Source organism: Pseudomonas sp. NBRC 111123 (assembly GCF_001320205.1).
Lineage (GTDB): Bacteria > Pseudomonadota > Gammaproteobacteria > Pseudomonadales > Pseudomonadaceae > Aquipseudomonas > Aquipseudomonas putida_J.
Genome location: NZ_BCAZ01000010.1, coordinates 97,800 through 121,999 on the forward strand (window position 1 = coordinate 97,800; position 24,200 = coordinate 121,999).

The 24,200-nt window shown below is 64.2% G+C and carries 23 protein-coding genes; 8 read left to right on the plus strand and 15 right to left on the minus strand.

What is annotated here, in order from left to right:
- The first annotated feature begins 166 nt into the window (after positions 1 to 166).
- The 3 genes from APH27_RS08015 to APH27_RS08025 all read left to right on the plus strand — a co-directional run bounded on the left by APH27_RS08015 (position 167) and on the right by APH27_RS08025 (position 2,045).
- On the plus strand, positions 167 to 511 hold the full coding sequence (locus APH27_RS08015; protein ID WP_060484519.1) for a hypothetical protein: 345 nt from the start codon (positions 167 to 169) through the stop codon (positions 509 to 511).
- Between the two features lie 278 nt (positions 512 to 789).
- Positions 790 to 1,203 (plus strand): DUF4398 domain-containing protein, encoded by a 414-nt coding sequence (locus APH27_RS08020; RefSeq protein WP_027920066.1) that lies wholly within the window; start codon positions 790 to 792, stop codon positions 1,201 to 1,203.
- A 50-nt stretch (positions 1,204 to 1,253) separates the two neighbouring features.
- A complete protein-coding gene (locus APH27_RS08025) occupies positions 1,254 to 2,045 on the plus strand; it encodes an OmpA family protein (RefSeq protein WP_027920067.1) in 792 nt (263 codons plus the stop codon).
- 333 nt (positions 2,046 to 2,378) lie between these two features.
- Here the strand turns inward: APH27_RS08025 and APH27_RS08030 are convergent, their stop codons facing one another.
- From APH27_RS08030 to APH27_RS08100, 15 genes are all read right to left on the minus strand, one after another.
- Positions 2,379 to 2,705, minus strand: coding sequence for a hypothetical protein (locus APH27_RS08030; RefSeq protein ID WP_027920068.1), 327 nt, complete (start codon positions 2,703 to 2,705; stop codon positions 2,379 to 2,381).
- Entirely contained in the window at positions 2,702 to 3,625 is a 924-nt protein-coding gene (locus tag APH27_RS08035; protein ID WP_060484508.1) for an alpha/beta hydrolase, read from the minus strand. The genes APH27_RS08030 and APH27_RS08035 overlap by 4 nt, the downstream gene beginning before the upstream one ends.
- Positions 3,597 to 4,874 carry a flavohemoglobin expression-modulating QEGLA motif protein gene (locus APH27_RS08040; RefSeq protein ID WP_027920070.1) on the minus strand — a complete coding sequence of 426 codons (1,278 nt, stop codon included), beginning with the start codon at positions 4,872 to 4,874 and terminating at the stop codon, positions 3,597 to 3,599. Before APH27_RS08040 ends, APH27_RS08035 begins: the two co-directional genes overlap by 29 nt.
- Positions 4,875 to 5,009: 135 nt before the next feature.
- A complete protein-coding gene (locus APH27_RS08045) occupies positions 5,010 to 5,558 on the minus strand; it encodes a hypothetical protein (RefSeq protein ID WP_027920071.1) in 549 nt (182 codons plus the stop codon).
- A 29-nt stretch (positions 5,559 to 5,587) separates the two neighbouring features.
- On the minus strand, positions 5,588 to 6,292 hold the full coding sequence (locus APH27_RS08050) for a TetR/AcrR family transcriptional regulator (RefSeq protein ID WP_027920072.1): 705 nt from the start codon (positions 6,290 to 6,292) through the stop codon (positions 5,588 to 5,590).
- Between the two features lie 208 nt (positions 6,293 to 6,500).
- Complete coding sequence (lysS, locus tag APH27_RS08055; protein WP_027920073.1) at positions 6,501 to 8,003, minus strand: lysine--tRNA ligase; 1,503 nt, start codon at positions 8,001 to 8,003, stop codon at positions 6,501 to 6,503.
- A gap of 93 nt (positions 8,004 to 8,096) precedes the next feature.
- A protein-coding gene (gene prfB, locus APH27_RS26350; RefSeq protein WP_112312756.1) for a peptide chain release factor 2 occupies positions 8,097 to 9,192 on the minus strand; the annotation gives its coding sequence in 2 pieces (ribosomal slippage) (positions 8,097 to 9,119 and positions 9,121 to 9,192; 1,095 coding nt in all).
- An 89-nt stretch (positions 9,193 to 9,281) separates the two neighbouring features.
- The gene (wspR, locus tag APH27_RS08065) at positions 9,282 to 10,286 is read right to left on the minus strand and encodes a Wsp signal transduction system regulator diguanylate cyclase WspR (protein ID WP_027920075.1); all 1,005 of its coding nucleotides are present in this window, start codon (positions 10,284 to 10,286) and stop codon (positions 9,282 to 9,284) included.
- A gap of 51 nt (positions 10,287 to 10,337) precedes the next feature.
- Positions 10,338 to 11,351 (minus strand): chemotaxis response regulator protein-glutamate methylesterase, encoded by a 1,014-nt coding sequence (locus APH27_RS08070; protein ID WP_060484509.1) that lies wholly within the window; start codon positions 11,349 to 11,351, stop codon positions 10,338 to 10,340.
- On the minus strand, positions 11,348 to 13,630 hold the full coding sequence (locus tag APH27_RS08075) for a hybrid sensor histidine kinase/response regulator (protein WP_060484510.1): 2,283 nt from the start codon (positions 13,628 to 13,630) through the stop codon (positions 11,348 to 11,350). The genes APH27_RS08070 and APH27_RS08075 overlap by 4 nt, the downstream gene beginning before the upstream one ends.
- A complete protein-coding gene (locus APH27_RS08080; RefSeq protein ID WP_060484511.1) occupies positions 13,627 to 14,292 on the minus strand; it encodes a chemotaxis protein CheW in 666 nt (221 codons plus the stop codon). Before APH27_RS08080 ends, APH27_RS08075 begins: the two co-directional genes overlap by 4 nt.
- Positions 14,289 to 15,542: a protein-glutamate O-methyltransferase CheR gene (locus tag APH27_RS08085; protein WP_060484512.1), complete on the minus strand. Its 1,254-nt coding sequence runs from the start codon at positions 15,540 to 15,542 to the stop codon at positions 14,289 to 14,291. The genes APH27_RS08080 and APH27_RS08085 overlap by 4 nt, the downstream gene beginning before the upstream one ends.
- Positions 15,539 to 16,045 (minus strand): chemotaxis protein CheW, encoded by a 507-nt coding sequence (locus APH27_RS08090; RefSeq protein WP_027920080.1) that lies wholly within the window; start codon positions 16,043 to 16,045, stop codon positions 15,539 to 15,541. Before APH27_RS08090 ends, APH27_RS08085 begins: the two co-directional genes overlap by 4 nt.
- Before the next feature lie 5 nt (positions 16,046 to 16,050).
- A complete protein-coding gene (locus tag APH27_RS08095; protein ID WP_060484513.1) occupies positions 16,051 to 17,673 on the minus strand; it encodes a methyl-accepting chemotaxis protein in 1,623 nt (540 codons plus the stop codon).
- 128 nt (positions 17,674 to 17,801) lie between these two features.
- Positions 17,802 to 18,488 (minus strand): tellurite resistance TerB family protein, encoded by a 687-nt coding sequence (locus APH27_RS08100; RefSeq protein WP_027920082.1) that lies wholly within the window; start codon positions 18,486 to 18,488, stop codon positions 17,802 to 17,804.
- Between the two features lie 217 nt (positions 18,489 to 18,705).
- On the opposite strand from APH27_RS08100, the gene ydcS reads away from it, so the two are divergent.
- From ydcS to APH27_RS08125, 5 genes are all read left to right on the plus strand, one after another.
- Positions 18,706 to 19,857: a putative ABC transporter substrate-binding protein YdcS gene (gene ydcS, locus APH27_RS08105; protein WP_060484514.1), complete on the plus strand. Its 1,152-nt coding sequence runs from the start codon at positions 18,706 to 18,708 to the stop codon at positions 19,855 to 19,857.
- A gap of 155 nt (positions 19,858 to 20,012) precedes the next feature.
- The gene (locus APH27_RS08110; protein ID WP_060484515.1) at positions 20,013 to 21,053 is read left to right on the plus strand and encodes an ABC transporter ATP-binding protein; all 1,041 of its coding nucleotides are present in this window, start codon (positions 20,013 to 20,015) and stop codon (positions 21,051 to 21,053) included.
- A gap of 1 nt (position 21,054) precedes the next feature.
- Positions 21,055 to 21,957, plus strand: coding sequence for an ABC transporter permease (locus APH27_RS08115; protein ID WP_060484516.1), 903 nt, complete (start codon positions 21,055 to 21,057; stop codon positions 21,955 to 21,957).
- The gene (locus tag APH27_RS08120) at positions 21,947 to 22,753 is read left to right on the plus strand and encodes an ABC transporter permease (RefSeq protein ID WP_060484517.1); all 807 of its coding nucleotides are present in this window, start codon (positions 21,947 to 21,949) and stop codon (positions 22,751 to 22,753) included. Before APH27_RS08115 ends, APH27_RS08120 begins: the two co-directional genes overlap by 11 nt.
- A gap of 17 nt (positions 22,754 to 22,770) precedes the next feature.
- On the plus strand, positions 22,771 to 24,195 hold the full coding sequence (locus APH27_RS08125) for a gamma-aminobutyraldehyde dehydrogenase (protein WP_060484518.1): 1,425 nt from the start codon (positions 22,771 to 22,773) through the stop codon (positions 24,193 to 24,195).
- The last annotated feature ends 5 nt before the right edge of the window (positions 24,196 to 24,200 follow it).

A 24,200-nucleotide genomic window follows, 5' to 3' on the forward strand; every position in this document is an offset into this window, starting at 1 on the left:
CCTCTCTTCGGCGCGGCTCGCCCGCGCACTGCTCAGGAAACAGCACTGGCCCAAGAGTGCCCACTGCCGGGACGTAATGGCAAGCCGCGATCGCGCAAAGCAAACTAAAGTTAAGGCACAGCAGTCCGATGCAATGCAGCCTTTTCTGGCGTTGACAGAGGTCATCATGAAAATCCGCGAACTCGCCCAGCACTGGGAACAGAATGCCACCGGCACCCTGAGCCCCACCGGCCACGCCTTGCACCTGGACCTGGAGTCCGAAGCGCGGCTGGCGGCCTTGATCGACATGTACCCCAAGCGCACCGCCGAGGAATTGCTCGGCGAACTGGTCGCCGCCGCGCTGGAGGAGCTGGAAGCCAGCTTCCCTTACGTGCAGGGCCGCAAGGTCATCGCCACGGACGAAGAAGGTGACCCCTTGTTTGAAGACGTCGGCCCGACGCCACGTTTTCTGGCCCTTTCGCGGCGGCACCTGCACGACCTCAGCAACACGGGCGACGACAGCGGAAACTGACCTGCCAGCACCTTGTTCCAGGCCTGCAACAGGCCTGGAATACCCCTCCGAGCATTGAAAGTTCCGGGCCAATCCTGCTGACCAATTAGTCAGAAACAGATACGTAGCCTTGGCAACTTTTTTCTGAACTATTCAAAAAAAGGTCAAGTCCCAGCCAATAGCCATCACGCTAAAACCCTGCACACCTGCCCAGGTGCATCGTGAAGCGCAAAGCGCAGGCAATGTCAGGGATTGAGCGATGGACTGCTACGGACATCGTCGTTATCAGGAGTGACCCAATGGAGCTGACCACCATGAAGACCCGCACTGCAAAACCCTCATCCACCCACGTGCGCGGGCTCAAGCTGGCCGCGCTGGCCCTCGGCAGTAGCCTGGTCCTGGCCGGCTGTGCGGGCAAACCGCCCACCGAGCAGTACGCCGTTACCCAGTCCGCCGTGAACTCCGCCGTCAGCGCGGGGGGCACCGAGTTCGCCGCAGTGGAGATGAAAGCGGCCCAGGACAAGTTCAAGCAGGCGGAAATCGCCATGCACGACAAGAAGTACGACGAAGCCAAGCTGCTGGCCGAGCAGGCCGAATGGGATGCCCGCGTCGCCGAACGCAAGGCCCAGGCAGCCAAGGCCCAGAAGGCCGTGCAGGATGCCCGCCAGGGCGTTCAGGACGTACGTCAGGAAGGCTTGCGCAGCGCTCAATGAGCGCCGCCATGCCAACCCAAGCCTTCGCAACTGATCAAAGGATGAACACTATGCGCAACTACGTCATGATTCCCGCCCTGTTGGCCCTCAGCGTCGGCCTCGCCGCCTGCTCCCACGACCCGAACCCCAACCTGGAGTCGGCGCGCACCAACTTCTCGGCACTGCAGAGCGACCCGCAGTCGAGCAAGGTTGCCGCGCTGGAGACCAAGGATGCCCAGGACTGGCTGAACAAGTCCGACAAGGCCTTCATGGACCGTGAAGACAGCAAGAAGGTCGACCAACTGGCCTACCTGACCAACCAGCGCATCGAGGTGGCGAAAGAAACCATCGCCCTGCGCACCGCCGAAAACGAGCTGAAGAATGCCTCGGCCCAGCGTGCCCAGGCCAAGCTCGATGCCCGCGACGCGCAGATCGCCAAGCTGCAGGAAAGCCTGAACGCCAAGCAGACCGACCGCGGCACCCTGGTGACCTTCGGTGACGTGCTGTTCGACTTCAACAAGGCCAACCTCAAGAGCAATGCCTACCCGAACATCACCAAACTGGCCCAGTTCCTTCAGGAAAACCCAGAGCGCAAGGTGATCGTCGAGGGCTACACCGACAGCGTCGGTTCGGCCAACTACAACCAGGGCCTGTCCGAACGCCGCGCCGCCAGCGTGCGCATGGCGCTGGTCCGCGCAGGCGTAGACCCGGCACGCATCGTTGCCCAGGGTTATGGCAAGGAATACCCGATTGCGGACAACGGCAGCAACTCGGGCCGTGCGCAGAACCGCCGGGTGGAGGTGACCATTTCCAACGACAACCAGCCGGTGGCACCGCGTTCGGTGAGCCAAGTCAGCCAGTAAGTCCGGTTAGCGCAAGTGACAAGCCCCGCGATCAATGCGGGGCTTTTCTTTGGGCGCCTGGGCTCATGTCTTGAGAGGGGTAGCGGCTGTGAGATCGAGCGCCGCCCGCGCGGCGCATCGCGGATAAATCCGCTCCTACATTTGTTGCAACGTGGCCATGCCTGTGAGGCCATGGTTGTCAGCCGGTTTACACGGCTCAAGAGATGCGCGAGGGCAGGCGACCATGGCTTAACAGGTTCGGCACGTTGCAACAGATGTAGGAGCGGATTTATCCGCGATGCGCCGCGCGGGCGGCGCTCGATCTCACAGGCGCCAAAACCCCCACGTCAACCCTCACTGCACCTGCTTCGGGGTCTCCTCGCCCATGCAACGCACCGCGCGCTTGCGGCTGTCCACCAGCACGCCGGTCAGGCCTTTCTGTTCGGTATCGAACAGCACCAGCACGCCATCCACGCACTGGGCCACCTGCGGTGCCGGGTCCAGCGAGACCTTGTAGTCTTCGCCAGGGATGGTCTTGAGCATGGTGAAGTCCTGCAGCAGCAGCGCATCCTCAGGTTTGGCGAAATGCAGGTAGCCGTAGTACCAGAGGGCTCCCACCGTCACGATGATGCTGCCGACGCCGGTCAGGATCAGCGGGATGGCGTTGCGTTCTTCACTCATTGCTGGTTCTTCTCGTCAGGGTAGTTGGGCACTTCGGCAAGCCGCCGCAGGCCGTTGAAATGGCTGGGGTCATCCAGGAAGCGCAGCATCACCTGGCGCCACACCGGGTCGGCGAAGGTCTGCACATGGCCGCCACGGGTCAGTTGCAGCACCCTCGGGGCCGGCGCGTTCTGGTACAGGCGGATACCGTTGTCCATCGGCACCAGGGCGTCGTCGATGCTGTGGAAAAACAGCTTCGGCGGGCTGCTAAGTTGCCCGATCGATCGGATCGCACTGTCGCCGTCCGGCACCAGCCAGGACAGCGGCACCTGCAGCGGCCAGGTCATCCACGAAGTACTCAGGGCATAGCGGCCGACACCTCGGTAACTGGCCGGCACGCCGTCGAACACCAAGGCACTGAAGCGCTGGCGCTGATCTGGGTGCTGCGCCAGGTAATGGATCGCCATTGCCCCACCGAGGCTCTGGCCGAGTAGCACCAGGGGCTTGCCCTTGACCTCAGGTGCCTGGTCCAGCCACGCCATCGCCGCAGCGATGTCCTGGTAGACCTCGGGCAAGCTCGGCGAGCCCTCCGACAGGCCATAGCCACGGTAATCGATCATCAGCACCTGATAACCCTGCTCCGGCAGCCAGTAGCTGCCGCCCAGGTGGCCTGGCAGGTTGCCGCCATTGCCGTGCAGGTGCAGCACCGTCCCTTTCACCTCCACCCCAGCCTTGGCCGGCAGCCACCAGCCATGCAGGCGCAGGCCATCGGCGGTGGTGAGTGTGATGTCGCGGTACTCCAGCTTGGCCCGCTGCGGAGTGAACGGCTCGCCAGGTTCCGGGTAAAACAGCAAGCTGCTGCAACCGCCCAGCCCGAGCATGAGCAGGCCCAGGACGAGCAGGCGGCAGCCTTCAGAGAATGTTCGCGTAGTCGGCTTCAATGCGATCCAGGCTCAGGTGGTTGAGGAAGTTGGAGAAGCACATCCAGGCCGACAGTGCGTTGAGGTCACGGAACTGCTCCGGCAGGTACTTGGGTGGCTCCACCAGCCCCTCCTCGACCAGTTGGCGCAGGGTGCGCATGTCTTCCAGAGTGGTCTTGCCGCAGAACAGCAGCGGAATCTGCTCAAGCTTGCCCTTCTTCACGGCCAACTGAATGTAGTTGTAAACCATGATGAAGCCCTTGAGGTAGGACAAGTCCTTGGTAAATGGCAGGCCATTGGGCACCGAGCCGCGGAACACCCGGCTGGCGTTGCTGTAGCTCTGCGTCATCTCGAAGCCTTGTTCGCGGAAGAAGTCGAACACCTGCAGGAAATCAGCCCCCTCCTCGACCATGTGGATGGCGCGGGTGCGGTTGGTCAGCTTGCGCAAGCGGCTGGGGTAGGACGCAAAGGCGATCACCTCCATGAGGATGGCCAGGCCTTCCTGGGTCACCGTCGACGAGGGCGGGCCCTTGGCCAGGAAGGTGCAGATCGGCTGGTTCAGGCCGTTGAGCGTGGTGCCCACGTGCACGAGGCCTTCATGCACCTCCAGCGCACGTACGTCGCGGTTGTTGAACATGGCATCGGCACGCACCTTGATATAGTCGGCGCCGGCCGCAGCATCGGCGACGATACCGTCCGACTCGAATACGCGGATGGTTTCTTCGGCTTCGCCAAACACTTTGTTCAGGCGGCGCTGGAGGATGTCCACGGCCTCTTTGGCAGTGAGGTTCTTTGGCTCGTCCTTGAGGTCACCGCGCCCGTCGATGTTGTTCAGGTAGTCCGAGAGCATCAGCCCCAGGTCGGCCAGGGTCGGGTCACCGGCATGGAAGGCATCGGAGGCCGCGCCGTAGAGTTCCTGGGAGATCAGCCCGAAGTCTTCGGTACCGCGGGCTTCGAGCATGCGCACGACCATGCGGTACTCGCGGCACATGCGCTTCATGATCTGCCCGACCGGGTTGAACTGGCCGAGTTGGCGAATGATGTCACGCTCGATGGCCTGGAACTCGGCCTTCACCGCGCTGGAGTCGAACGCCAGCGGGCGGGCCAGGTAGTAATCGCGGTTAACGGCGGGTGGCTCCTTGCCCTTGGCCTTGAGGAAGCCCTGGCGAATGTTGTCGTCCCATTTCACCGCATCCAGGACCCGGATCGGGGTCTGCGCCGCGACGATGCGGTCAGACAGGGCGCGGATGGTTTGCTGGTATTCGTCCACCGGGGACTCCTTTCTAGAACAAGATACCTGTGCCGGCCCCTTCGCGGCTAAAGCCGCTCCTACAGGATTATCACTCGCCTCAAGCCTGGCGCTGAACCTGTGGGAGCGGCTTCAGCCGCGAAGAGGCCAGCTCGGTCATTTGCCGGAGCGCTGGAACCGCGCCACCTCAACGAACAGGTCGGAGTTGGCCGGATCATCCAGATAGGCCAGCACGCGCGGCGACGGGCTGTCGATCAGCACGCCCTGTTCATTTTCTTCCGCCACCTCAGTGCTGCGCCCGCTCAATTCCTTCTTGTCGACCGCCTGCTGCACCTGCTCGACGTCAAGGTTGTAGACCACCAGTTCCTTGCCATCGACGATGTCGAATCCACCGATCAGGAAGTTGCCGCCCAGGCGCTTGGGCACGCCAGCCGACAGGTACCAGCGGTTACCATGCCGCGAGACGGTAAACGTGTATTCCTCGGGCGCCTTGCCCTTGGCCGTGGCCACCGCCTTGTAGGCATCGCCACCGCTGCGGCTGATGGTCAGCTTCAGCGGTTCGCCCCAGGCGTCCTTGCTGCTCCATTTGCCGAGCAAGGCCTTGGGCGCCGCCTGGTTGCTCGGCAGCGGCTCATGAAAGGTCACCAGACAACCGCCCAGCAGCAGGAATGACAACGTCAACAACACCACACGCCAGGCTTTCATCAGGTTCTCCTTGAAAGTTCGGTCTCAGCTCAGGCCGATGCCAACACCAGGTGCAGGTAACGGGTAAGCATAGCGAGCATCTGCCCATCGGCTTGCGCATCGGCATCCTTGAGCAGGCCCTGATATTCCATCTGCTCGATAATCGCCGTCAACATTTGGGCGTCCTGTTCCGGTTGCTGCGAGCCTACCACCTGCAGCAGCTGGCGTGCGCCATGCAGCAAAATCTGCTCGTGCGCGCACACCAGCTCGGCCAAGCGCGGGCACAGCAGGGCCTCCTGGCGGAAGGCCTGCTCGGCCATCATGAAATCGCGGCGGTTAAGCAACTGGCGCTGGACATAGTCGGCGGTCATGCGCGCGATTTCGTCGGCCAGCCGCGCCCGCGACTGCACGCTGCCATCGCCCTGGGCCAGCAGCTGGCGCAGTACCACCTCGGTGTTGGCCCAGAGCTTGGCCATGTAGTCGGCACTGCGCTCGACGTACTGGGCGAAGGTATCGGTGAGCAGGTCCTCGATGTCCTTGAAGTAGTAGGTGGTGGCCGACAGCGGCACACCGGCTTCGGCGGCCACTGCACGGTGGCGCACGCCACGCACGCCGTCGCGCACGACGATGCGCATGGCGGCGTCGAGGATCAGCTGGCGGCGTTGTTCGCTGCCTTGACGGGCGGTCTTGCGACCCTGGTATTGCACGCTTTCGGCGACGGCGGTGGCGATGCCGGCGGCGCCTTGTTGGGCCATTGCGGGTGTCACGGGGGTACCTCACAAACAGTGGTTTGTCAGTGCCGGCCTCTTCGCGGGTAAACCCGCTCCCACAGGGTTCGCCACAGCCCACAGGAGCTGTGCAAAAAACCTGTGGGTGCGGGCTTGCCCGCGAAAAGGCCGGTACAGCCAATACAAGTGTACAGGCAAGAAAAAGCCGCCCCTAAAGGCGGCTTGTTCAGTTCACTCAGGCCTGTGGGCGCATGTGCGGGAACAGGATCACGTCGCGAATCGACGGCGAGTTGGTCAGCAGCATCACCAGGCGGTCGATGCCGATGCCCTCACCGGCGGTCGGCGGCATGCCGTATTCCAAGGCGCGAACAAAGTCGGCGTCGTAGTGCATGGCTTCGTCGTCACCCGCGTCCTTCTCGGCCACCTGGGCCAGGAAGCGCTCGGCCTGGTCTTCGGCATCGTTGAGCTCGGAGTAGGCGTTGGCGATCTCGCGGCCACCGATGAACAGCTCGAAACGGTCGGTCACGGACGGGTTGTCGTCGTTGCGACGGGCCAGCGGCGAGACTTCGAACGGGTACTCGGTGATGAAGTGCGGCTGCTCCAGCTTGTGCTCGACCAGCTCTTCGAAAATCATCACCTGCAGCTTGCCCAGGCCTTCGTGGCCCAGCACCTTGGCACCGGCCTTCTTGGCGATCTCGCGGGCACGGTCGACGTCCTGCAGGTCGGCAGCGGTCAGCTCCGGGTTGTACTTGAGGATCGAGTCGAACACCGACAGGCGCACGAACGGCTCGCCGAAGTGGAACACCTTGTCGCCGTACGGTACGTCGGTGGTGCCCAGCACCAGCTGCGCCAGCTCGCGGAACAGTTCCTCGGTGAGGTCCATGTTGTCGCGGTAGTCGGCGTAGGCCTGGTAGAACTCGAGCATGGTGAATTCAGGGTTGTGACGCGTCGAAACGCCTTCGTTACGGAAGTTGCGGTTGATCTCGAACACTTTTTCGAAGCCACCGACCACCAGGCGCTTGAGGTACAGCTCAGGCGCGATGCGCAGGAACATGGCCATGTCCAGGGCGTTGTGGTGGGTTTCGAACGGTTTGGCCGCGGCACCGCCAGGAATGGTCTGCAGCATCGGCGTCTCGACTTCGAGGAAGTCGCGCTCGATGAGGAACTTGCGGATGTGCGAGATCACCTGCGAACGCACACGGAAGGTGTGGCGGGTTTCTTCGTTGACCATCAGGTCGACGTAGCGCTGGCGGTAGCGCTGCTCGGTGTCGGTCAGGCCGTGGTGCTTGTCTGGCAGCGGGCGCAGCGACTTGGTCAGCAGGCGCACGTTGGTCATCTCGACGTACAGGTCACCCTTGCCGGAACGGGCCAGGGTGCCTTCGGCGCTGATGATGTCGCCCAGGTCCCAGGTCTTGACCGCAGCCAGGGTCTCTTCCGGCAGGGTCTTGCGGTTGACGTAGACCTGGATACGGCCAGTCATGTCCTGGATGACCATGAACGAGCCACGGTTGAGCATGATACGGCCGGCAACCTTGACCGGGATCGCGGCTGCTTCCAGCTCTTCCTTGGTCTTGTCCGCGTACTGCTTCTGCAGGTCGTTGCAGTAGCTGTCGCGACGGAAGTCGTTGGGGAAGGCATTGCCCTTGGCACGCTCGGCGGCAAGTTTTTCCTTGCGCAGGGCGATCAGGGCGTTTTCTTCCTGTTGCAGGTCTTGCGATTCGGTCTTGAGGTCGCTCATGTCGTCATTCTTTCCATCAGGTATTCGTTGCCCTTGTCGGGCAGGGCGCGCGCTACCGGCGGTTGGCCAGGTAGCGCGGCAGTGGTGTACGGCTTACAGCCCCTGCTTGAGGCTCGCTTCCAGGTACTGGTCGAGGTCGCCGTCCAGAACCTTCTGGCAGTCGCTGCGCTCGACGCCGGTACGCAGGTCCTTGATGCGCGAGTCATCCAGCACGTAGGAACGGATCTGGTGGCCCCAGCCGATGTCCGACTTGCTGTCTTCCAGTGCCTGCGAGGCGGCATTGCGCTTCTGCATTTCCAGCTCGTACAACTTGGCCCGCAGCATTTTCATGGCGGTGTCCTTGTTGGCGTGCTGGGAGCGTTCGTTCTGGCAGGCCACCACGGTGTTGGTCGGCACGTGGGTGATACGCACCGCCGAGTCGGTGGTGTTGACGTGCTGACCACCGGCACCGGAGGAGCGGTAGGTGTCGATGCGCAGGTCGGACGGGTTGATCTCGATCTCGACCTTGTCGTCGATCTCGGGGGAGACGAACACCGCCGAGAACGAGGTGTGGCGACGCGCGCCAGAGTCGAACGGGCTCTTGCGCACCAGGCGGTGCACGCCGATCTCGGTGCGCAGCCAGCCGAAGGCGTACTCGCCCTTGATGTGCACGGTGGCACCCTTGATGCCGGCGACTTCACCTTCGGACAGTTCGATGATGGTAGCGTCGAAACCACGCTTGTCGGCCCAGCGCAGGTACATGCGCAGCAGGATGTTGGCCCAGTCCTGCGCTTCGGTACCACCGGAGCCGGCCTGGATGTCCAGGTAGGCGTTGTTCATGTCCATCTCGCCGCTGAACATGCGACGGAACTCAAGCTGGGCCAGGGATTCTTCCAGGGCCTGCAGCTCGGTCTCGACATCGCTGACAGCGCCTTCGTCACCTTCCTCGACGGCCATGTCGAGCAGGTCCTTGCAGTCGGCCAGGCCGTTGGACATCTTGTCCAGGGTCTCGACCACCTGCGCCAGCATGGCGCGCTCGCGGCCCAGGGCCTGGGCGTACTCGGGCTTGTTCCAGACGGCTGCGTCTTCCAGCTCGCGGTTGACTTCGATCAGGCGGTCATGCTTGTGATCGTAGTCAAAGATACCCCCGAATGGACAGGGAACGCTCGGTGAGGTCCTTGATGGTGTTCAGGATCGGTTGGATTTCCATGGCTGGCTACTCGTGCGAATTCGGTGAAAAGCCCGCGAGTATAACCGATCCAGGCAACTGCGGCAGCCCGTTGGGCAGCCGCACCAGCCTCAGGCGATGCCGACCTGGTTGCGCCCGTTGTTCTTGGCCAGATACAGCCCCTTGTCTGCCGCCGAAATCAGCTGCCGGCAGTGGCTACCGATGGCTGGCGTCTGGGTCGCCAGGCCGATGCTCACGGTCAGGTGCGAATCTGCGGTCGGCGCGCTGTGCGCAATGTTCAGGCCGATAACGGTCTGGCGCAGCTTTTCTGCGACCAGACGCGCGCCACCGGGCGAGGTGTTGGGCAACACCAGGGCGAACTCCTCACCGCCGTAGCGCGCCGGCAGGTCGGACGGCCGCGAGCAGGAGCCGCGAATGGCTTCGGCCACCTGGCGCAAGGCCTCGTCGCCGGCCAGGTGGCCGAAGCTGTCGTTGAAGACCTTGAAGTAATCGACATCGATCATCAGCAGCGACAATTGCTGCTGCTCACGCATGGCCCGGCGCCACTCCAGCTCCAGGTACTCGTCGAAGTGACGGCGGTTGGACAAGCCGGTGAGGCCGTCGGAATTCATCAGGCGCTGCAGCATCAGGTTGGTGTCGAGCAGCTGCTGCTGGCTTACGCGCAGGGCGCGGTAGGCCTCGTCGCGCTGCAGCAGGGTCAGGTAGGAACGCGAGTGGTAGCGGATGCGCGCCACCAGCTCGATGGTGTCTGGCAGCTTGACCAGGTAATCGTTGGCCCCGGCGGCGAAGGCCGCGCTCTTGACCAGCGGGTCTTCCTTGGTCGACAGGACGATGATCGGGATGTCCTGGGTGGCTGGGTTGTTGCGGTACTCGCGCACCAGGGTCAGGCCGTCAAGGCCGGGCATGATCAGGTCCTGGAGGATGACCGTGGGCTTGATGCGCATCGCCTGGGCCACCGCCTGGTGCGGGTCGGCACAGAAGTGGAAGTCGATGTTCTCTTCGTGGGCCAGGCCACGACGCACTGCTTCGCCGATCATCGCCTGATCGTCCACCAGAAGGACCATCGCCGAATTTTCATTGGGGGTCGCGAAACCTTCGATCGGTAGATCAGTCATCCGTTTTCACCTGATCACTGCCGCTCAGGCGACGTGACTCAATACATGTGGTCATTTTGCGAAGATTTCCATCAAGCGCCCGGCGATTCGCTCAAGCGGGCGGATTTCCACCGCAGCATCGATAGCCGCAGCGGCCTTTGGCATGCCGTAGACCGCACTGCTGGCCTGGTCCTGGGCAATCGTCAGAAAGCCCTGCTGGCGCATCAGCTTCAGGCCTTGGGCACCATCACGGCCCATGCCGGTAAGCAGCACGCCCACCGCGTCGCCGTTCCAGTGGCGCGCCACGCTCTCGAAGAACACGTCGATCGAAGGCCGATAGATCTCGTTGACCGGTTCGGCAGTGTAGGCCAACTGGCCACCCTGTAGCAGGCGGATATGGTGATTGGTGCCGGCCAGCAGCACTTGCCCGGGTTGTGGCGGCTCGCCCTCGCGGGCCAGGCGCACCGGCAAGCCGCAGGCGCTGGCGAGCCACTCGGCCATGCCGGCGGCAAACACCTGGTCGACATGCTGGACCAGCACGATCGAGGCTGGAAAACCGCGCGGCAGGCCTTTTAGCAGCACTTCGAGCGCGGCTGGGCCGCCTGCGGACGAGCCGATGGCCACCAGGCCGCTGCGCTGGGACGCCTCGCGCAGGGGGGCGGCGACCGTCTTGCTCGCCCCGGGCCGCTGCTGGCCGATCAGCCAGCCGATATTGAGGATCTTGCGCAGCAGCGGCGCCGCTGCCTCACGTGCATCACCCGCGCCCACCGCGGGGGTGTCGACCACGTCCAGGGCCCCATGGCCCATGGCCTCGAACACCCGGTGCACGTTCTGCTTGCGGTCGACGGTGACGATAACGATGGCGCAGGGCGTTTCGGCCATGATCCGCCGGGTCGCCTCGACGCCGTCCATCACCGGCATGATCAGGTCCATGAGAATCAGGTCGGGGGTATCCTCGGCGCACTTGCGCACGGCTTCGGCCCCATTGCCGGCCACCCAGATCACCTGGTGCGCCGGCTCGAAGGCCAGGGCCCGGCGCAACGCCTCCACTGCCATGGGCATATCGTTGACGATGGCGACCTTCATCCCTGAGCACCTCCGATCAATTCCACCACGGCATCCAGCAACGCATCGTCATGGAAGCTGGCCTTCGCCAAATAGTAGTCGGCGCCAGCGTCCAGGCCACGTCGGCGATCTTCTTCGCGGTCCTTGTACGACACCACCATCACCGGCAGCGACTGCAACCGCTGGTCGCGGCGCACCAGGGTGACCAGTTCGATGCCGTCCATGCGCGGCATGTCGATGTCGGTGATCAGCAGGTCGAAGTCCTCGCTGCGCAGGGCGTTCCAGCCATCCATGCCGTCCACTGCCACCGCCACGTCGTAGCCACGGTTACTGAGCAGCTTGCGTTGCAGCTCGCGTACGGTGAGCGAGTCGTCGACCACCAGGATGCGCTTGCGGCTGGCGCCTCGTGCGCCTTGGGCACCGCGTTCGATGCGTTCCAGGCGGCCAGTGCTGAGCAGTTTTTCCACCGAACGCAGCAGGTCTTCAACGTCGATGATCAGCACCACCGAGCCATCGTCCAGCAACGCCCCTGCAGAGATGTCCTGGACCTTGCCCAGGCGCGGGTCGAGCGGCATCACCACCAGCACCCGCTCGCCGATCAGGCGCTCCACGGCCACCCCGTACAGCTGCTCACGCTCACGGATCACCACCACTCGCAGGCTGTTTGCCTCACCCTGCCCTGCCGGCCGGTTGAGCAACTGGCTGGCAGCCACCAGGCCAATATGTCGGCCTTCGTGCCAGAAATGCTGGCGCCCCTCGATCTGCACGATCTCGTCGGCCGCCACCTCGAGGGTGCGCTCGATATGCGCCAGCGGGAACGCATACGCCTCATCCCCCACCTCCACCACCAGGCTGCGCACCACCGACAGGGTCAGCGGCACCTCAAGCTGGAAACGGCAGCCCTGGCCAGGCACCTGGGTAAGCTCGATCGAACCGCGCAGGTCGCGGACCATGTGTTGCACCGCATCCAGGCCAACACCACGGCCAGACACTTCGGTGACCTTGTCACGCAGGCTGAAGCCCGGCAGGAACAGGAAGGTCAGCAGCTCGGCTTTGCTCATTTGTGCCACGGTATCGGCAGGCGACAGGCCGCGCTCGACGATGTTGCGTTTCAGGCGCTCAAGGTCGATGCCTGCGCCATCATCGCTCAGTTCGAGCATCAGCAGGCCGGCCTGGTGCGAGGCGCGCAAGCGGATCGTGCCTTCCGCTGGTTTGCCCGCCAGCAGGCGCCGCTCGGGCAGCTCGACGCCATGGTCGACGGCATTGCGCAGCAAGTGGGTCAACGGCGCTTCGAGCTTTTCCAGCACGTCGCGATCGACCTGGGTCTTTTCGCCTTCGATCTGCAGTTGCACCTGCTTGCCGAGCGAACGCCCCAGGTCGCGGACCATGCGGCTCTGGCCGGTGAGCACGTCGGCAAACGGGCGCATGCGGCAGGCCAATGCCGTGTCGTACAGCAACTGCGCACGCTGGCTGGCCTGCCAACCGAACTCGTCGAGGTCGGCGGCCTGCTGCTGCAGAATCTGCTGGGTTTCCGCCAGCAGTCGCTGGGTCTGGGCCAGGGCGTCGAGCACCTCAATGCTCTGGCCGCTGTCTTCGAGTTGCGTTTTCAGGCCGTCGAGGGCCCGCATGCCTTGGCCATGCATGCGCTTGAGGCGCTGCAAGGTGGCCAGGTAGGGCTTGAGGCGCTGGGTCTCGACCAACGACTTGCTCGACAGGTCGAGCAGGCTGTTCAGGCGGTCGGCCGTCACCCGCAACACCCGCTCCCCCCCCTCACCCGTGCGCTTGCCAGCCTTGCGCGGCGCAGCTGGCTCGACGTCTGTTTCCAAGGCCGGCACCACGGGCTCCGTCTGGGCCGGCGGGACCACGGGCGACGGTGGCTCAAGTGCAACCGCTGCGGGCAGTGGCGCGGCACCGGGGTCGAGCAAGCTGGCCATCTGCCGCAGGAACGCCGGCACCAGCGCCTCGCCATGCGGGTCGCCAGGGGTGGCGATGTGCATCAGCAAGTCGGTGCCACGCAGCAGCGCGTCGATGTGTTCGGCGCGCAACAGCAGCCGGCCTTCCTGGGCCGCCACCAGGCAATCTTCCATGACGTGGGCGACGCTGACCCCGGCATCGATACCGACGATGCGCGCCGCGCCTTTCAATGAGTGCGCCGCACGCATGCAGGCTTCCAGCTGGTCGGCCTGGGTCGGGTTGCGTTCCAGTGCCATCAGCCCGGTACTGAGCACCTGGGTCTGCGCCTCGGCCTCCAGGCTGAACAGTTCGAGCAGCGATGCGTCGCGCATTTGCTCTGGGGTCATGACAGGCTCCGCTGCACGGCAGACAGTAATTGTTGATCGTCCAGCACACGCACGCTGCGCCCGCGCCATTGCAATACCGCAGCGGTGAACGGCGCGGCATCTTCGCTGGCGTCCAGCAGTGTGGCGTCGAGGCGGTGAATGCCGTCGATCTCGTCCACGGCCATCACCACCGGTCCGCCCGACGCTGCCAGGATCAGCATGCGCGGCATCGCCCGGCCGCCACGCGCCGGCTCGGACAATCGCTCCACGCCCAGCAGGTCGCCCAGTGACAGGCACGGCACCAGCGCACCGCGCACGTTGGCCACCCCTTGCAGCACGCGCGAGCGCTGATGCGGCAATGAATGCACCGGCTGCAGGTGGGCGATCTCGGCCAGGCAGGCAGTGGCCAAGGCCAGCCATTCTTCGCCCAGGCGGAACAGCAGTTGCGAACGCCCGGCGCGGGTTTCGGCAGGGGCGTGCGCATGCACCAGGTCCGCTTCGATCAGCGCATAGCGGTCGAGCAGGCGCGTGGCCGCCGCCGCGTAGACTTCGCAGTTGCGGCAATGGATATGCCGCTCCAGCAGCGGGCATTGCTTGTTGCCGTGTACGCCAATGCGGTTCCAGCAATCGTCGATGCGCTCATCGTCCTGGGCCAGCAGCTCGATCCCGTGTTCGGCTTTCATCGTTCAGACTCCCGGCCAACCCGTGCCGCACGTGCCTGCAGGCGGCGGGCACCAACTTCATCGCCTTGGGCCGCCAGCAGCGTGGCCAGGTGCAGCAATGCCTCAGGGTGCTGAGGTTCCAGGTACAGCGCCTTGCGGTAATGGGTCAGCGCCTGTTGTGCATCGCCTTCGGTATCACTCAGCAGCCCCAGCCAGTAGTAGACTTGGGCCTTCGGTGCGAACTGGCGCAGATAGCGCTGGCAACTGGCGCGGGCCTGGGCGCTGTCGCCGGCATTGGCCTGGCGCGCGATGCTGGCCAGCAACTCGCTTTCGCTCTCGCGCGGTGGCGCTGCCGAAGGGGCAGGCGCAATCGCCCGCAGCGGCCGTGCGGGCGGCGCAGGCACGGGCCTTGGGCGGCTTGGGGCAACGGGCAGGGCCACGCGGCTTGGTGGCAGGGCCGGCATGGCGGGGACATCCACCGGTTGGCGCACATAAGCGAACGACTGGGCAATCCCCAATGGCCGCATCCCCAACCGCGCCAGCAAACTTCCCTCGGCCGGGCCGATGAACAGTACGCCCTGCGGCTGTGCAAGGCGCTTGAGCACTTCGAACACACGCTGCTGGGTCGGTACATCGAAGTAGATCAGCAGGTTGCGACAGAACACGAAGTCGTACTGGCCGTTGCGGCTGGCGAGCGCCGGGTCGAGCACATTGCCCACTTCCAGGCTCACCTGCCGGCGTACCCGCTCATCCAACTGGTGCCCGTCATCGCGCTCACGGAAATGGCGCTCGCGAAACGACAGTTCGCTGCCGCGGAACGAGTTGCGCCCATACAAGCCCTGTATGCCCCTGGCGACCGAGCTTGGACTGATATCGACCCCGTCGATGCGAAAATCGAGTGGGCTCATGCCCGCGTCGAGCAAGGCCATGGCGAGCGAGTACGGCTCCTCGCCGGTGGAGCACGGCAGGCTGAGCAGACGCAACGGCCGCTCACCGGCCAGTTCGGCCAGGCGCTTCTGGGCCAGGCCGACCAGTGCGGAGAACGATTCCGGGTAGCGAAAGAACCAGGTCTCCGGGACGATCACGGCCTCGATCAGGGCCAGTTGCTCGTCCGCCGATTGCTGCAGACGGACCCAGTAATCATTCAGATCGGTGGCATTCAGTGCGACGCAGCGCTGGCGCAGTGCCCGCTCGACCATCGGCACGCCAACAGACTCGACATCCAGGCCGATACGCGCTTGCAAGAAGCGGAAAAAACGTTGCTCGCTCATGGCGCCTCCTGCCCTTGCGCCAGCGGAAACAACCGCTCGCGCACGCTATCGGTCAGCAGGTCATCCACCACGATCCGTTGCAACAAGCCCTGAGCGTCCTGGCGAACCGGGCCCAGGTAACGCGCTTCGCCGTTATCCAGGCCATAAGGCTGGAACTCATCTGGCATGCAGCGCAGGGTTTCGGTGGCTTGTTCGAGGATCAGGCCCAGCACCTGGTCGTGACGGTAATGCACCAGCACCAGGCGCGTGCTGGCGCGCTCGGCGGCCGGCCGCGCGAAGCTCAGCGCACTCAGGTCAACCACTGGCACCAGCACGCCGCGATGGGGCAGGATGCCGGCCACCCAAGCCGGCGCCTGGGCAATCGGCTTGAGCGGGCGGCGCGGCAGCACCTCGATCACTTCGCGCACGTCCAGGGCAAAACGCTGCTGGTTGAGGCGAAACTGCAAGTACAGCGTGCCCTTGGCGCTGGCCGCCGCTGCCGGGTAAGAGTGCAGGTTGGTCATGGTGATCAGACTTTGAAGCGCGATACACCACCGCGCAGGCCGGCGGCCACCTGGCTCAGCTCATCGATGGCGAAGCTGGCCTGGCGCAGCGATTCCACCGTCTGGGTGCTGGCATCGCTGAGCTGGGCCAGGGCCTGGTTGATCTGCTCGGCACCGGTGGCCTGGGCCTGCATGCCCTCATTGACCATCAGCACACGCGGAGCCAGGGCCTGGACCTGGTGAATGATCTGGCTCAGTTGCTCGCCCACCTGCTGCACTTCGAACATGCCGCGGCGCACTTCTTCGGAGAACTTGTCCATGCCCATCACCCCGGCCGACACCGCCGACTGGATTTCCCGCACCATCTGCTCGATGTCGTAGGTGGCCACGGCCGTCTGGTCGGCCAGGCGCCGCACCTCGGTGGCGACCACGGCAAAACCGCGGCCATATTCACCGGCCTTTTCCGCCTCGATGGCGGCATTGAGCGAAAGCAGGTTGGTCTGGTCGGCCACCTTGACGATGGTCACCACCATCTGCGTGATGTTGCTGGCCTTCTCGTTGAGGATACCCAGCTTGGCGTTGACCAGGTCGGCGGCGCCCATCACCTGGTGCATGGTCTCTTCCATGCGCGCCAGGCCCTGCTGGCCGGAGCCCGCCAGGCTCGACGCCTGGTCGGCAGCGCTGGTGACCTCGGTCATGGTGCGCACCAGGTCGCGCGAGGTAGCGGCGATTTCACGCGAGGTGGCGCCGATCTCGGTGGTGGTGGCAGCCGTCTCGGTAGCGGTGGCCTGCTGTTGCTTGGAGGTGGCGGCAATCTCGGTGACCGAGGTGGTTACCTGCACCGACGAGCGCTGCGCCTGGGCCACCAGGTTGGCCAGGGCTTCGGCCATTTCGTTGAAGCCGCTCTCGATGGCACCGAACTCGTCCTTGCGGTCCAGGCTCAGGCGCATGCTCAGGTCGCCCGAGCGCAGTTTGTCGAGGGCATGCACCACGCGCTGCACAGGGGCTGTGATGGCGCGCATCAACAGCAAGCCACAGATGCCGGCGGCCACGATCGCCAGCAGCAGCGAGACCATCATGCTGCCCTTGGCCGTGCTCACGGCACTGACAATTTCATGGGTGGCAGCGTCTGCCGCCTCGCGGTTGTGCTCGATCACCGTGTTGAGGTGCTTGCGCCCTTCCACCCAGGCCGGGGTAAGCGCCTCGCTGATCAGCCGCTCGGCTTCGGTGTAATTGTGCTGCCGGTAGGCATCGAGCACCTGGCCGACGAGCTTGAGGTAGTTTTCCTCAAGCTTGACGAAGGTGTCGAAGCGCTTCTGGTCTTCGCTGTCCTGGATGGTGCCCTGGTAGCTGGCCATGTACTGCTTGAGCCGGTCATCGAAGCTCTTGAACAGCTCCATGTCGGCCGGGGTGATCTCGCGGTGGTTGGACAGGCCCACCAGTTGCTGGCTGGTGACATAGCTGTCGACCCAGGCGCTGCGGATCATCGAGCTGTAGTAGACACCTGGAATGCTGTCTGTACCCACCGCTTCCTCGGCGCTTTCGATCGTCACCAACCGCGAGTAAGCGGCTACGATCATCAGCAGCATGATGGCGATGATCACGGCGAAACTTGCCAGGATCCGTTGGCGCAAGGTCCAGTTCTTCACATTCAGCCCTCAGGAATTCACAACGAGCGGGAAAAATCGCCGAAGTATAGCCCAGGCTTCCTACGCTTTTGCGGCTGAAATGCGAGGTATTCAGGCCTCTATCCCTGGCGGACAGGCCATTTTCCAGTTCATTGACCTGCGGCAAGCCGTACCTGGCTCTCCAGTTCCTGACGCAGGGCCGGGTCGAGGCGCAACTGGCGGGCCAGTTCGTCGAGGTAGGCGCGCTCCATGAAGTTTTCCTGATCGACCATCATCACGCTGGCCAGATACATCTCTGCAGCCATCTCAGGGGTTTGCGCAGCGCGAGCGACTTCGGCCGGGTCCAGCGGCTTGTTCAGTTCATCGTGCAGCCAGTGCTGCAGGTCGCGGTCGTTGTCCAGGCGGGTGAATTCGCCTTCGATCAGGGCCCGCTCGCGCTCGTCGATATGGCCATCGGACTTGGCCGCCGCCACCAGCGCGCGCAGCACCGCCTGGCTGTGCTGTTCGGCCTGGGCCGGCGGGAGGCGATCGAGCGTCTGCGGCTCGCTGCCCTGCCCTGTGCCCTGGCGCGCCTGCCAGTTGCCATAGGCCTTGTAAGCCAGCACGCCAAGAGCGGCCAGGCCACCGTAGGTGAGCGCCTTGCCACCATACTTGCGGGCCTTCTTGCTGCCCAGCAGCAGGCCCAGCGCACCCGCCCCCAAGGCGCCTGTGCCGGCCCCGGAGAGCAGGCCGCCCAAGCCACCGGCGCCGGCTGACGGCTTGCCTGCGCCAGGCTGCTTGTTGAGCAGCTCCTGGCCAGATTTGAGCAGTTGATCGAGCAGGCCACGGGTGTTCATGTGCACGTCTCCACGATACGGAAAGGAACGAGCAGAGTAAGGCCTGCCGCGTAAGCGGCCACTCGGGGATTTGCTTCCGGATGTTGCATTAGCAGGCAAAAAGCCAACTAGACTCGTCATCGCCAACAACCTGCACAGGCGCACTACGCTTATCACAATCGCTTCACTGCTTTCTTGATGACTGCCCCGACCAAAATCTCCAAGAAGAGGGAACACCATGTCAGTGCACAAGACCGCATTGCTCGGCGCCATGACCGGCGCACTGCTGGCCAGCGCCAGCCTGCAGGCCGCCGAGATGCCCAAGGCCGTCGGCGCCGGCGAAGGCCGGCTGGATATCGTCGCCTGGCCCGGCTACATCGAGCGCGGTGAAAGCGACAAGGCCTATGACTGGGTCAGCGGTTTCGAGAAGGAAACCGGCTGCAAGGTCAGCGTCAAGACTGCGGCCACTTCCGATGAAATGGTCAGCCTGATGACCAAGGGCGGCTACGACCTGGTCACCGCTTCCGGCGACGCCTCGCTGCGCCTGATCGTCGGCAAGCGCGTACAGCCCATCAACACAGCGCTGATCCCCAACTGGAAGAACATCGACCCACGCCTGCAGAACGGTGGCTGGTACGTGGTCGACAAACAGGTGTATGGCACGCCCTACCAATGGGGCCCGAACGTGCTGCTGTACAACACCAATACCTTCAAGCAGGCCCCCACCAGCTGGAACGTGGTGTTCGAGCCGCAGGACCTGCCCGATGGCAAGCCGAACAAGGGCCGCGTACAGGCTTACGACGGGCCGATCTACATCGCCGATGCCGCGCTGTACCTGAAATCCGCCAAGCCCGAGCTGGGCATCAAGGACCCGTACGAGCTCAATGAAGCCCAGTACAAGGCCGTGCTCGAACTGCTGCGCCAGCAGCAACCGCTGATCCACCGTTACTGGCATGACGCCACGGTACAGATGAGCGACGTGAAGAACGAAGGCGTGGTTGCCTCCAGCTCATGGGGCTACATGGTCAATGGCCTGAAGGCCGAGAACCAGCCGGTAGCCTCGACCATTCCGAAGGAAGGCGCCACCGGCTGGGCCGACACCACCATGCTGCACAGCGAGGCCAAGCACCCCAATTGCGCCTACAAGTGGATGGACTGGTCGCTGCAACCCAAGGTGCAAGGCGATGTGGCGGCCTGGTTCGGCTCGTTGCCCGCAGTGCCGGCAGCTTGCACCGGCAGTCAGTTGCTGGGGGCTGAAGGGTGCAAGACCAACGGCTTCGACAACTTCGACAAGATCGCCTTCTGGAAAACCCCGCAGGCCCAGGGCGGCAAGTTCGTGCCGTATAGCCGCTGGACCCAGGATTACATTGCGATCATGGGCGGGCGCTAGCACAGGCTTGCTACAGGTATGCCGCTTGATTTGGGGCTGCTGCGCAGCCCTTTCGCGACACAAGGCCGCTCCTACAGACCGCGATCCCCTGTAGGAGTGGCCTTGTGTCGCGAAAGGGCCGCAAGGCGCCCCCGAGCTTTACCTTGGAGTTACCCATGCCCCTAGCCGTCCAGTTCACCCAGGTTTCCCGCACCTTCGGCGAGGTCAAGGCCGTTGACCAGGTCAGCATCGACATCGAGGACGGCGAATTCTTCTCCATGCTCGGCCCTTCCGGCTCGGGCAAGACCACCTGCCTGCGCCTGATCGCCGGCTTCGAGCAACCCAATAGCGGTTCGATCCGCATCCATGGTGTCGAGGCCGCTGGCGTACCGCCCTACCAGCGCGACGTCAACACGGTATTCCAGGACTACGCGCTATTCCCGCACATGAACGTGCGCGACAACATCGCCTACGGCCTCAAGGTCAAGGGCGTGGCCAAGGCCGAACGCCAGGCACGCGCCGAAGAAGCGCTGGCCATGGTCGCCCTGGCCGGCTACGGCGAGCGCAAACCGGCACAGCTTTCCGGCGGCCAGCGCCAGCGCGTAGCCCTGGCCCGCGCGCTGGTCAACCGGCCACGGGTGCTGCTGCTCGACGAGCCGCTGGGCGCACTCGACCTCAAGCTGCGCGAACAGATGCAGGGCGAATTGAAGAAGCTGCAGCGCCAGCTGGGCATCACCTTCATCTTCGTCACCCACGACCAGACCGAAGCGCTGTCGATGTCGGACCGGGTGGCGGTCTTCAATCGTGGCCGCATCGAACAGGTCGACACGCCACGCAACCTCTACATGAAGCCAGCAACCACCTTCGTCGCCGAGTTCGTCGGTACCTCCAACGTCATCCGCGGCGACCTCGCCGAACAACTCAGCGGCAGCCGCGCTCCGTTTTCCATTCGCCCGGAGCATATCCGCCTGGTAGATCAGCCAGGCCAGGCGCAAGACATTCAGCTCGGCGGCCTGCTGCACGACGTCCAATACCAAGGCAGCGCCACCCGCTACGAGGTGCAACTGGAAAGCGGCCAGCTGCTTGCCGTCAGCCACGCCAACGACCGCTGGCAGGCACAAGCGCAGCCCTGGCAGGCCGGCCAGCAGGTGCAGGTACGCTGGCCACGCGAGGCGATGACTGCCCTGCAGGAAACCGTCCTGGCCGAGGGCCGCTGAGATGCGTCGCCTGTCCGATCTGCTGTACCGGCGCCCCAACCTCTACCTGGCGCTGTTGCTGACCCCCCCGCTGACCTGGTTCGGCGCTATCTACCTGGGCTCGTTGCTCAGCCTGCTGTGGCAGGGCTTCTACACCTTCGACGACTTCACCATGGCGGTCACCCCGGCGCTGACCCTGGGCAACTTCGCGGCGCTGTTCAACCCGTCCAACTTCGACATCATCCTGCGCACCCTGACCATGGCCGTCGCGGTATCGCTGGCCAGTGCGGTACTGGCCTTCCCGATTGCCTACTACATGGCGCGCTACACCAGCGGCAAGACCAAGGCATTTTTCTACATCGCGGTAATGATGCCGATGTGGGCCAGCTACATCGTCAAGACCTACGCCTGGACCCTCTTGCTGGCCAAGGGCGGTGTGGCCCAGTGGTTCGTCCAGCAGTTGCACCTGGACGCCCTGCTGCAGGCCGTGCTGACCGTGCCCGGGGTGGGCGGCAGCACGTTGTCGACCTCGCACCTGGGGCGCTTCATGGTGTTCGTGTACATCTGGCTACCGTTCATGATCCTGCCGATCCAGGCCTCGCTCGAGCGCCTGCCACCGTCATTGCTGCAGGCTTCGGCAGACCTGGGTGCCAGGCCGGGGCAAACGTTCCTGCAGGTGATCCTGCCGCTGTCGATCCCCGGCATTGCCGCCGGCTCGATCTTCACCTTCTCGCTGACCTTGGGCGACTTCATCGTGCCGCAACTGATCGGCCCGCCGGGTTACTTCATCGGCAGCATGGTCTATGCCCAACAAGGGGCGATAGGCAACATGCCAATGGCGGCGGCCTTCACGCTGGTGCCGATCGTGCTGATCGCGGTGTACCTGGCCATCGTCAAGCGCCTGGGGGCCTTCGATGCACTCTGAAAAAGCGTCTGTCGGCCTGCGCCTGGCGGCCTGGGGCGGGTTGGTGTTTCTGCACTTTCCGATCCTGATCATCGTCCTGTACGCCTTCAATACCGAAGACGCGGCGTTCAGCTTTCCGCCCAAGGGCTTCACCCTCAACTGGTTCACCGTGGCCTTCGCCCGCCCCGACGTGCTCGAAGCGATCAAGCTGTCGCTGCAGGTGGCGTGCCTGGCCACGCTGATCGCGCTGGTGCTCGGCACCCTGGCCTCGGCGGCGCTGTACCGGCGCAACTTCTTCGGCAAGGAGAGCATCTCGCTGATGCTGATCCTGCCGATCGCCCTGCCCGGCATCATCACCGGCATAGCCCTGCTCTCGGCGTTCAAAAGCCTCGGTATAGAACCCGGCGTGTTCACCATCGTGGTCGGTCACGCCACGTTCTGCGTGGTGATCGTCTACAACAACGTCATCGCCCGCCTGCGGCGCACCTCGCAGAGCCTGATCGAGGCGTCCATGGACCTCGGCGCCGACGGCTGGCAGACCTTCCGCTACATCATCCTGCCCAACCTCGGCTCGGCACTGCTGGCCGGCGGCATGCTGGCCTTCGCCCTGTCGTTCGATGAAATCATCGTCACCACCTTCACCGCTGGCCACGAGCGCACCCTGCCGATCTGGCTGCTCAACCAGCTCAGCCGCCCGCGCGATGTGCCGGTGACCAACGTGGTCGCCATGCTGGTGATGCTGGTGACCATGCTGCCGATTCTCGGCGCCTATTACCTGACCCGTGGCGCCGAAAGCGTTGCGGGCAGTGGCAAATGACCCACAAGGAGCCCCCCATGCAAAGCAAAATGCTGGTCAACGGTAAGCTGGTCGCAGGCGAAGGCCCGGCCTGGACCGTGCTCAACCCCGCCGAGGGCAGCGCCCTGGCGCAGATCAACGAAGCCACCGAAGGCCAGGTCGATACCGCCGTGCGCGCTGCCGACCTGGCCTTCGACAGCTGGTCACAGACCAGCCCCAAGGAGCGCTCGCTGGCGCTGTTGGCCCTGGCCGACACCATTGAAGCCCATGGCGATGAACTGGCCCGCCTGGAATCGCAGAACTGCGGCAAGCCGTTTGCAGCTGCCTTGAATGACGAAATCCCGGCCATCGCCGACGTGTTCCGCTACTTTGCCGGCGCCGCCCGCTGCCTCGGCGGCTCGGCGGCGGGCGAATACCTGCCGGGCCATACCTCGATGATCCGCCGCGACCCGCTGGGCGTGGTTGCTTCGATCGCGCCGTGGAACTACCCGTTGATGATGCTGGCATGGAAGATCGCCCCCGCCCTGGCGGCCGGCAACACCGTGGTCATCAAACCCTCCGAACTGACCCCGCTGACCGCCCTGCGCCTGGGCGAGCTGGCTAAAGACTTGCTGCCGCCCGGCGTGCTCAACATTTTGTTCGGCCGCGGGCAAACGGTCGGCAACCCACTGGTCACCCACCCCAAGGTGCGCATGGTGTCGCTGACCGGCTCCATTGCGACGGGGGCACATATCATTGGCGCCACCGCCAGCAGCGTGAAGCGCATGCACATGGAACTGGGCGGCAAGGCGCCGGTGCTGGTGTTCGACGACGCCGATATCGACGCGGCCATCGACGGCATCCGCACGTTCGGCTTCTACAACGCTGGCCAGGACTGCACCGCCGCCTGTCGCCTGTATGTGCAGGCAGGCATCTATGAACGCTTCGTCGAGCGCCTGGGCAAGGCCGTTTCCAGCCTCAAGGCCGGCCTGCAGGATGCCGAGGACACCGAACTGGGCCCATTGATCAGCGCCCAGCACCGCGACAAGGTGGCCGGCCTGGTCCAGCGCGCCATCGCCCAGCCGCATATCCGCCTGGTGACGGGCGGCAAGGTAATTGCGGGGGATGGCTTCTTCTTCGAGCCGACCGTGCTGGCCGACGCCTTGCAGGATGACGAGATCGTGCGTAACGAAGTGTTCGGCCCGGTGGTGTCGGTGACCCGCTTCAATAGCGAAGAGCAGGCGCTGGAATGGGCCAACGATTCCGAGTACGGCCTGGCGTCATCGGTGTGGACCCGCGACACCGGCCGCGCCCACCGCCTGGCGGCGCGGTTGCAGTATGGCTGCACCTGGGTCAACACCCACTTCATGCTGGTCAGCGAGATGCCCCATGGTGGGCAGAAGCATTCGGGGTATGGGAAGGATATGTCGATGTACGGGCTTGAGGACTACACCTGCGTGCGGCATGTGATGATCAAGCATTGAGGTGA

Excerpts from the sequence above, each read along its gene's own strand:
- APH27_RS08015 (WP_060484519.1), top strand. The coding sequence starts at position 167 with ATGAAAATCCGCGAACTCGCCCAGCACTGGGAACAGAATGCCACCGGC.
- APH27_RS08020 (WP_027920066.1), top strand. The coding sequence starts at position 790 with ATGGAGCTGACCACCATGAAGACCCGCACTGCAAAACCCTCATCCACC.
- APH27_RS08025 (WP_027920067.1), top strand. The coding sequence starts at position 1,254 with ATGCGCAACTACGTCATGATTCCCGCCCTGTTGGCCCTCAGCGTCGGC.
- APH27_RS08030 (WP_027920068.1), bottom strand. The coding sequence starts at position 2,705 with ATGAGTGAAGAACGCAACGCCATCCCGCTGATCCTGACCGGCGTCGGC.
- APH27_RS08045 (WP_027920071.1), bottom strand. The coding sequence starts at position 5,558 with ATGAAAGCCTGGCGTGTGGTGTTGTTGACGTTGTCATTCCTGCTGCTG.
- APH27_RS08050 (WP_027920072.1), bottom strand. The coding sequence starts at position 6,292 with ATGGCCCAACAAGGCGCCGCCGGCATCGCCACCGCCGTCGCCGAAAGC.
- lysS (WP_027920073.1), bottom strand. The coding sequence starts at position 8,003 with ATGAGCGACCTCAAGACCGAATCGCAAGACCTGCAACAGGAAGAAAAC.
- wspR (WP_027920075.1), bottom strand. The coding sequence starts at position 10,286 with ATGACTGATCTACCGATCGAAGGTTTCGCGACCCCCAATGAAAATTCG.
- APH27_RS08070 (WP_060484509.1), bottom strand. The coding sequence starts at position 11,351 with ATGAAGGTCGCCATCGTCAACGATATGCCCATGGCAGTGGAGGCGTTG.
- APH27_RS08075 (WP_060484510.1), bottom strand. The coding sequence starts at position 13,630 with ATGACCCCAGAGCAAATGCGCGACGCATCGCTGCTCGAACTGTTCAGC.
- APH27_RS08080 (WP_060484511.1), bottom strand. The coding sequence starts at position 14,292 with ATGAAAGCCGAACACGGGATCGAGCTGCTGGCCCAGGACGATGAGCGC.
- APH27_RS08085 (WP_060484512.1), bottom strand. The coding sequence starts at position 15,542 with ATGAGCGAGCAACGTTTTTTCCGCTTCTTGCAAGCGCGTATCGGCCTG.
- APH27_RS08090 (WP_027920080.1), bottom strand. The coding sequence starts at position 16,045 with ATGACCAACCTGCACTCTTACCCGGCAGCGGCGGCCAGCGCCAAGGGC.
- APH27_RS08100 (WP_027920082.1), bottom strand. The coding sequence starts at position 18,488 with ATGAACACCCGTGGCCTGCTCGATCAACTGCTCAAATCTGGCCAGGAG.
- ydcS (WP_060484514.1), top strand. The coding sequence starts at position 18,706 with ATGTCAGTGCACAAGACCGCATTGCTCGGCGCCATGACCGGCGCACTG.
- APH27_RS08110 (WP_060484515.1), top strand. The coding sequence starts at position 20,013 with ATGCCCCTAGCCGTCCAGTTCACCCAGGTTTCCCGCACCTTCGGCGAG.
- APH27_RS08115 (WP_060484516.1), top strand. The coding sequence starts at position 21,055 with ATGCGTCGCCTGTCCGATCTGCTGTACCGGCGCCCCAACCTCTACCTG.
- APH27_RS08120 (WP_060484517.1), top strand. The coding sequence starts at position 21,947 with ATGCACTCTGAAAAAGCGTCTGTCGGCCTGCGCCTGGCGGCCTGGGGC.
- APH27_RS08125 (WP_060484518.1), top strand. The coding sequence starts at position 22,771 with ATGCAAAGCAAAATGCTGGTCAACGGTAAGCTGGTCGCAGGCGAAGGC.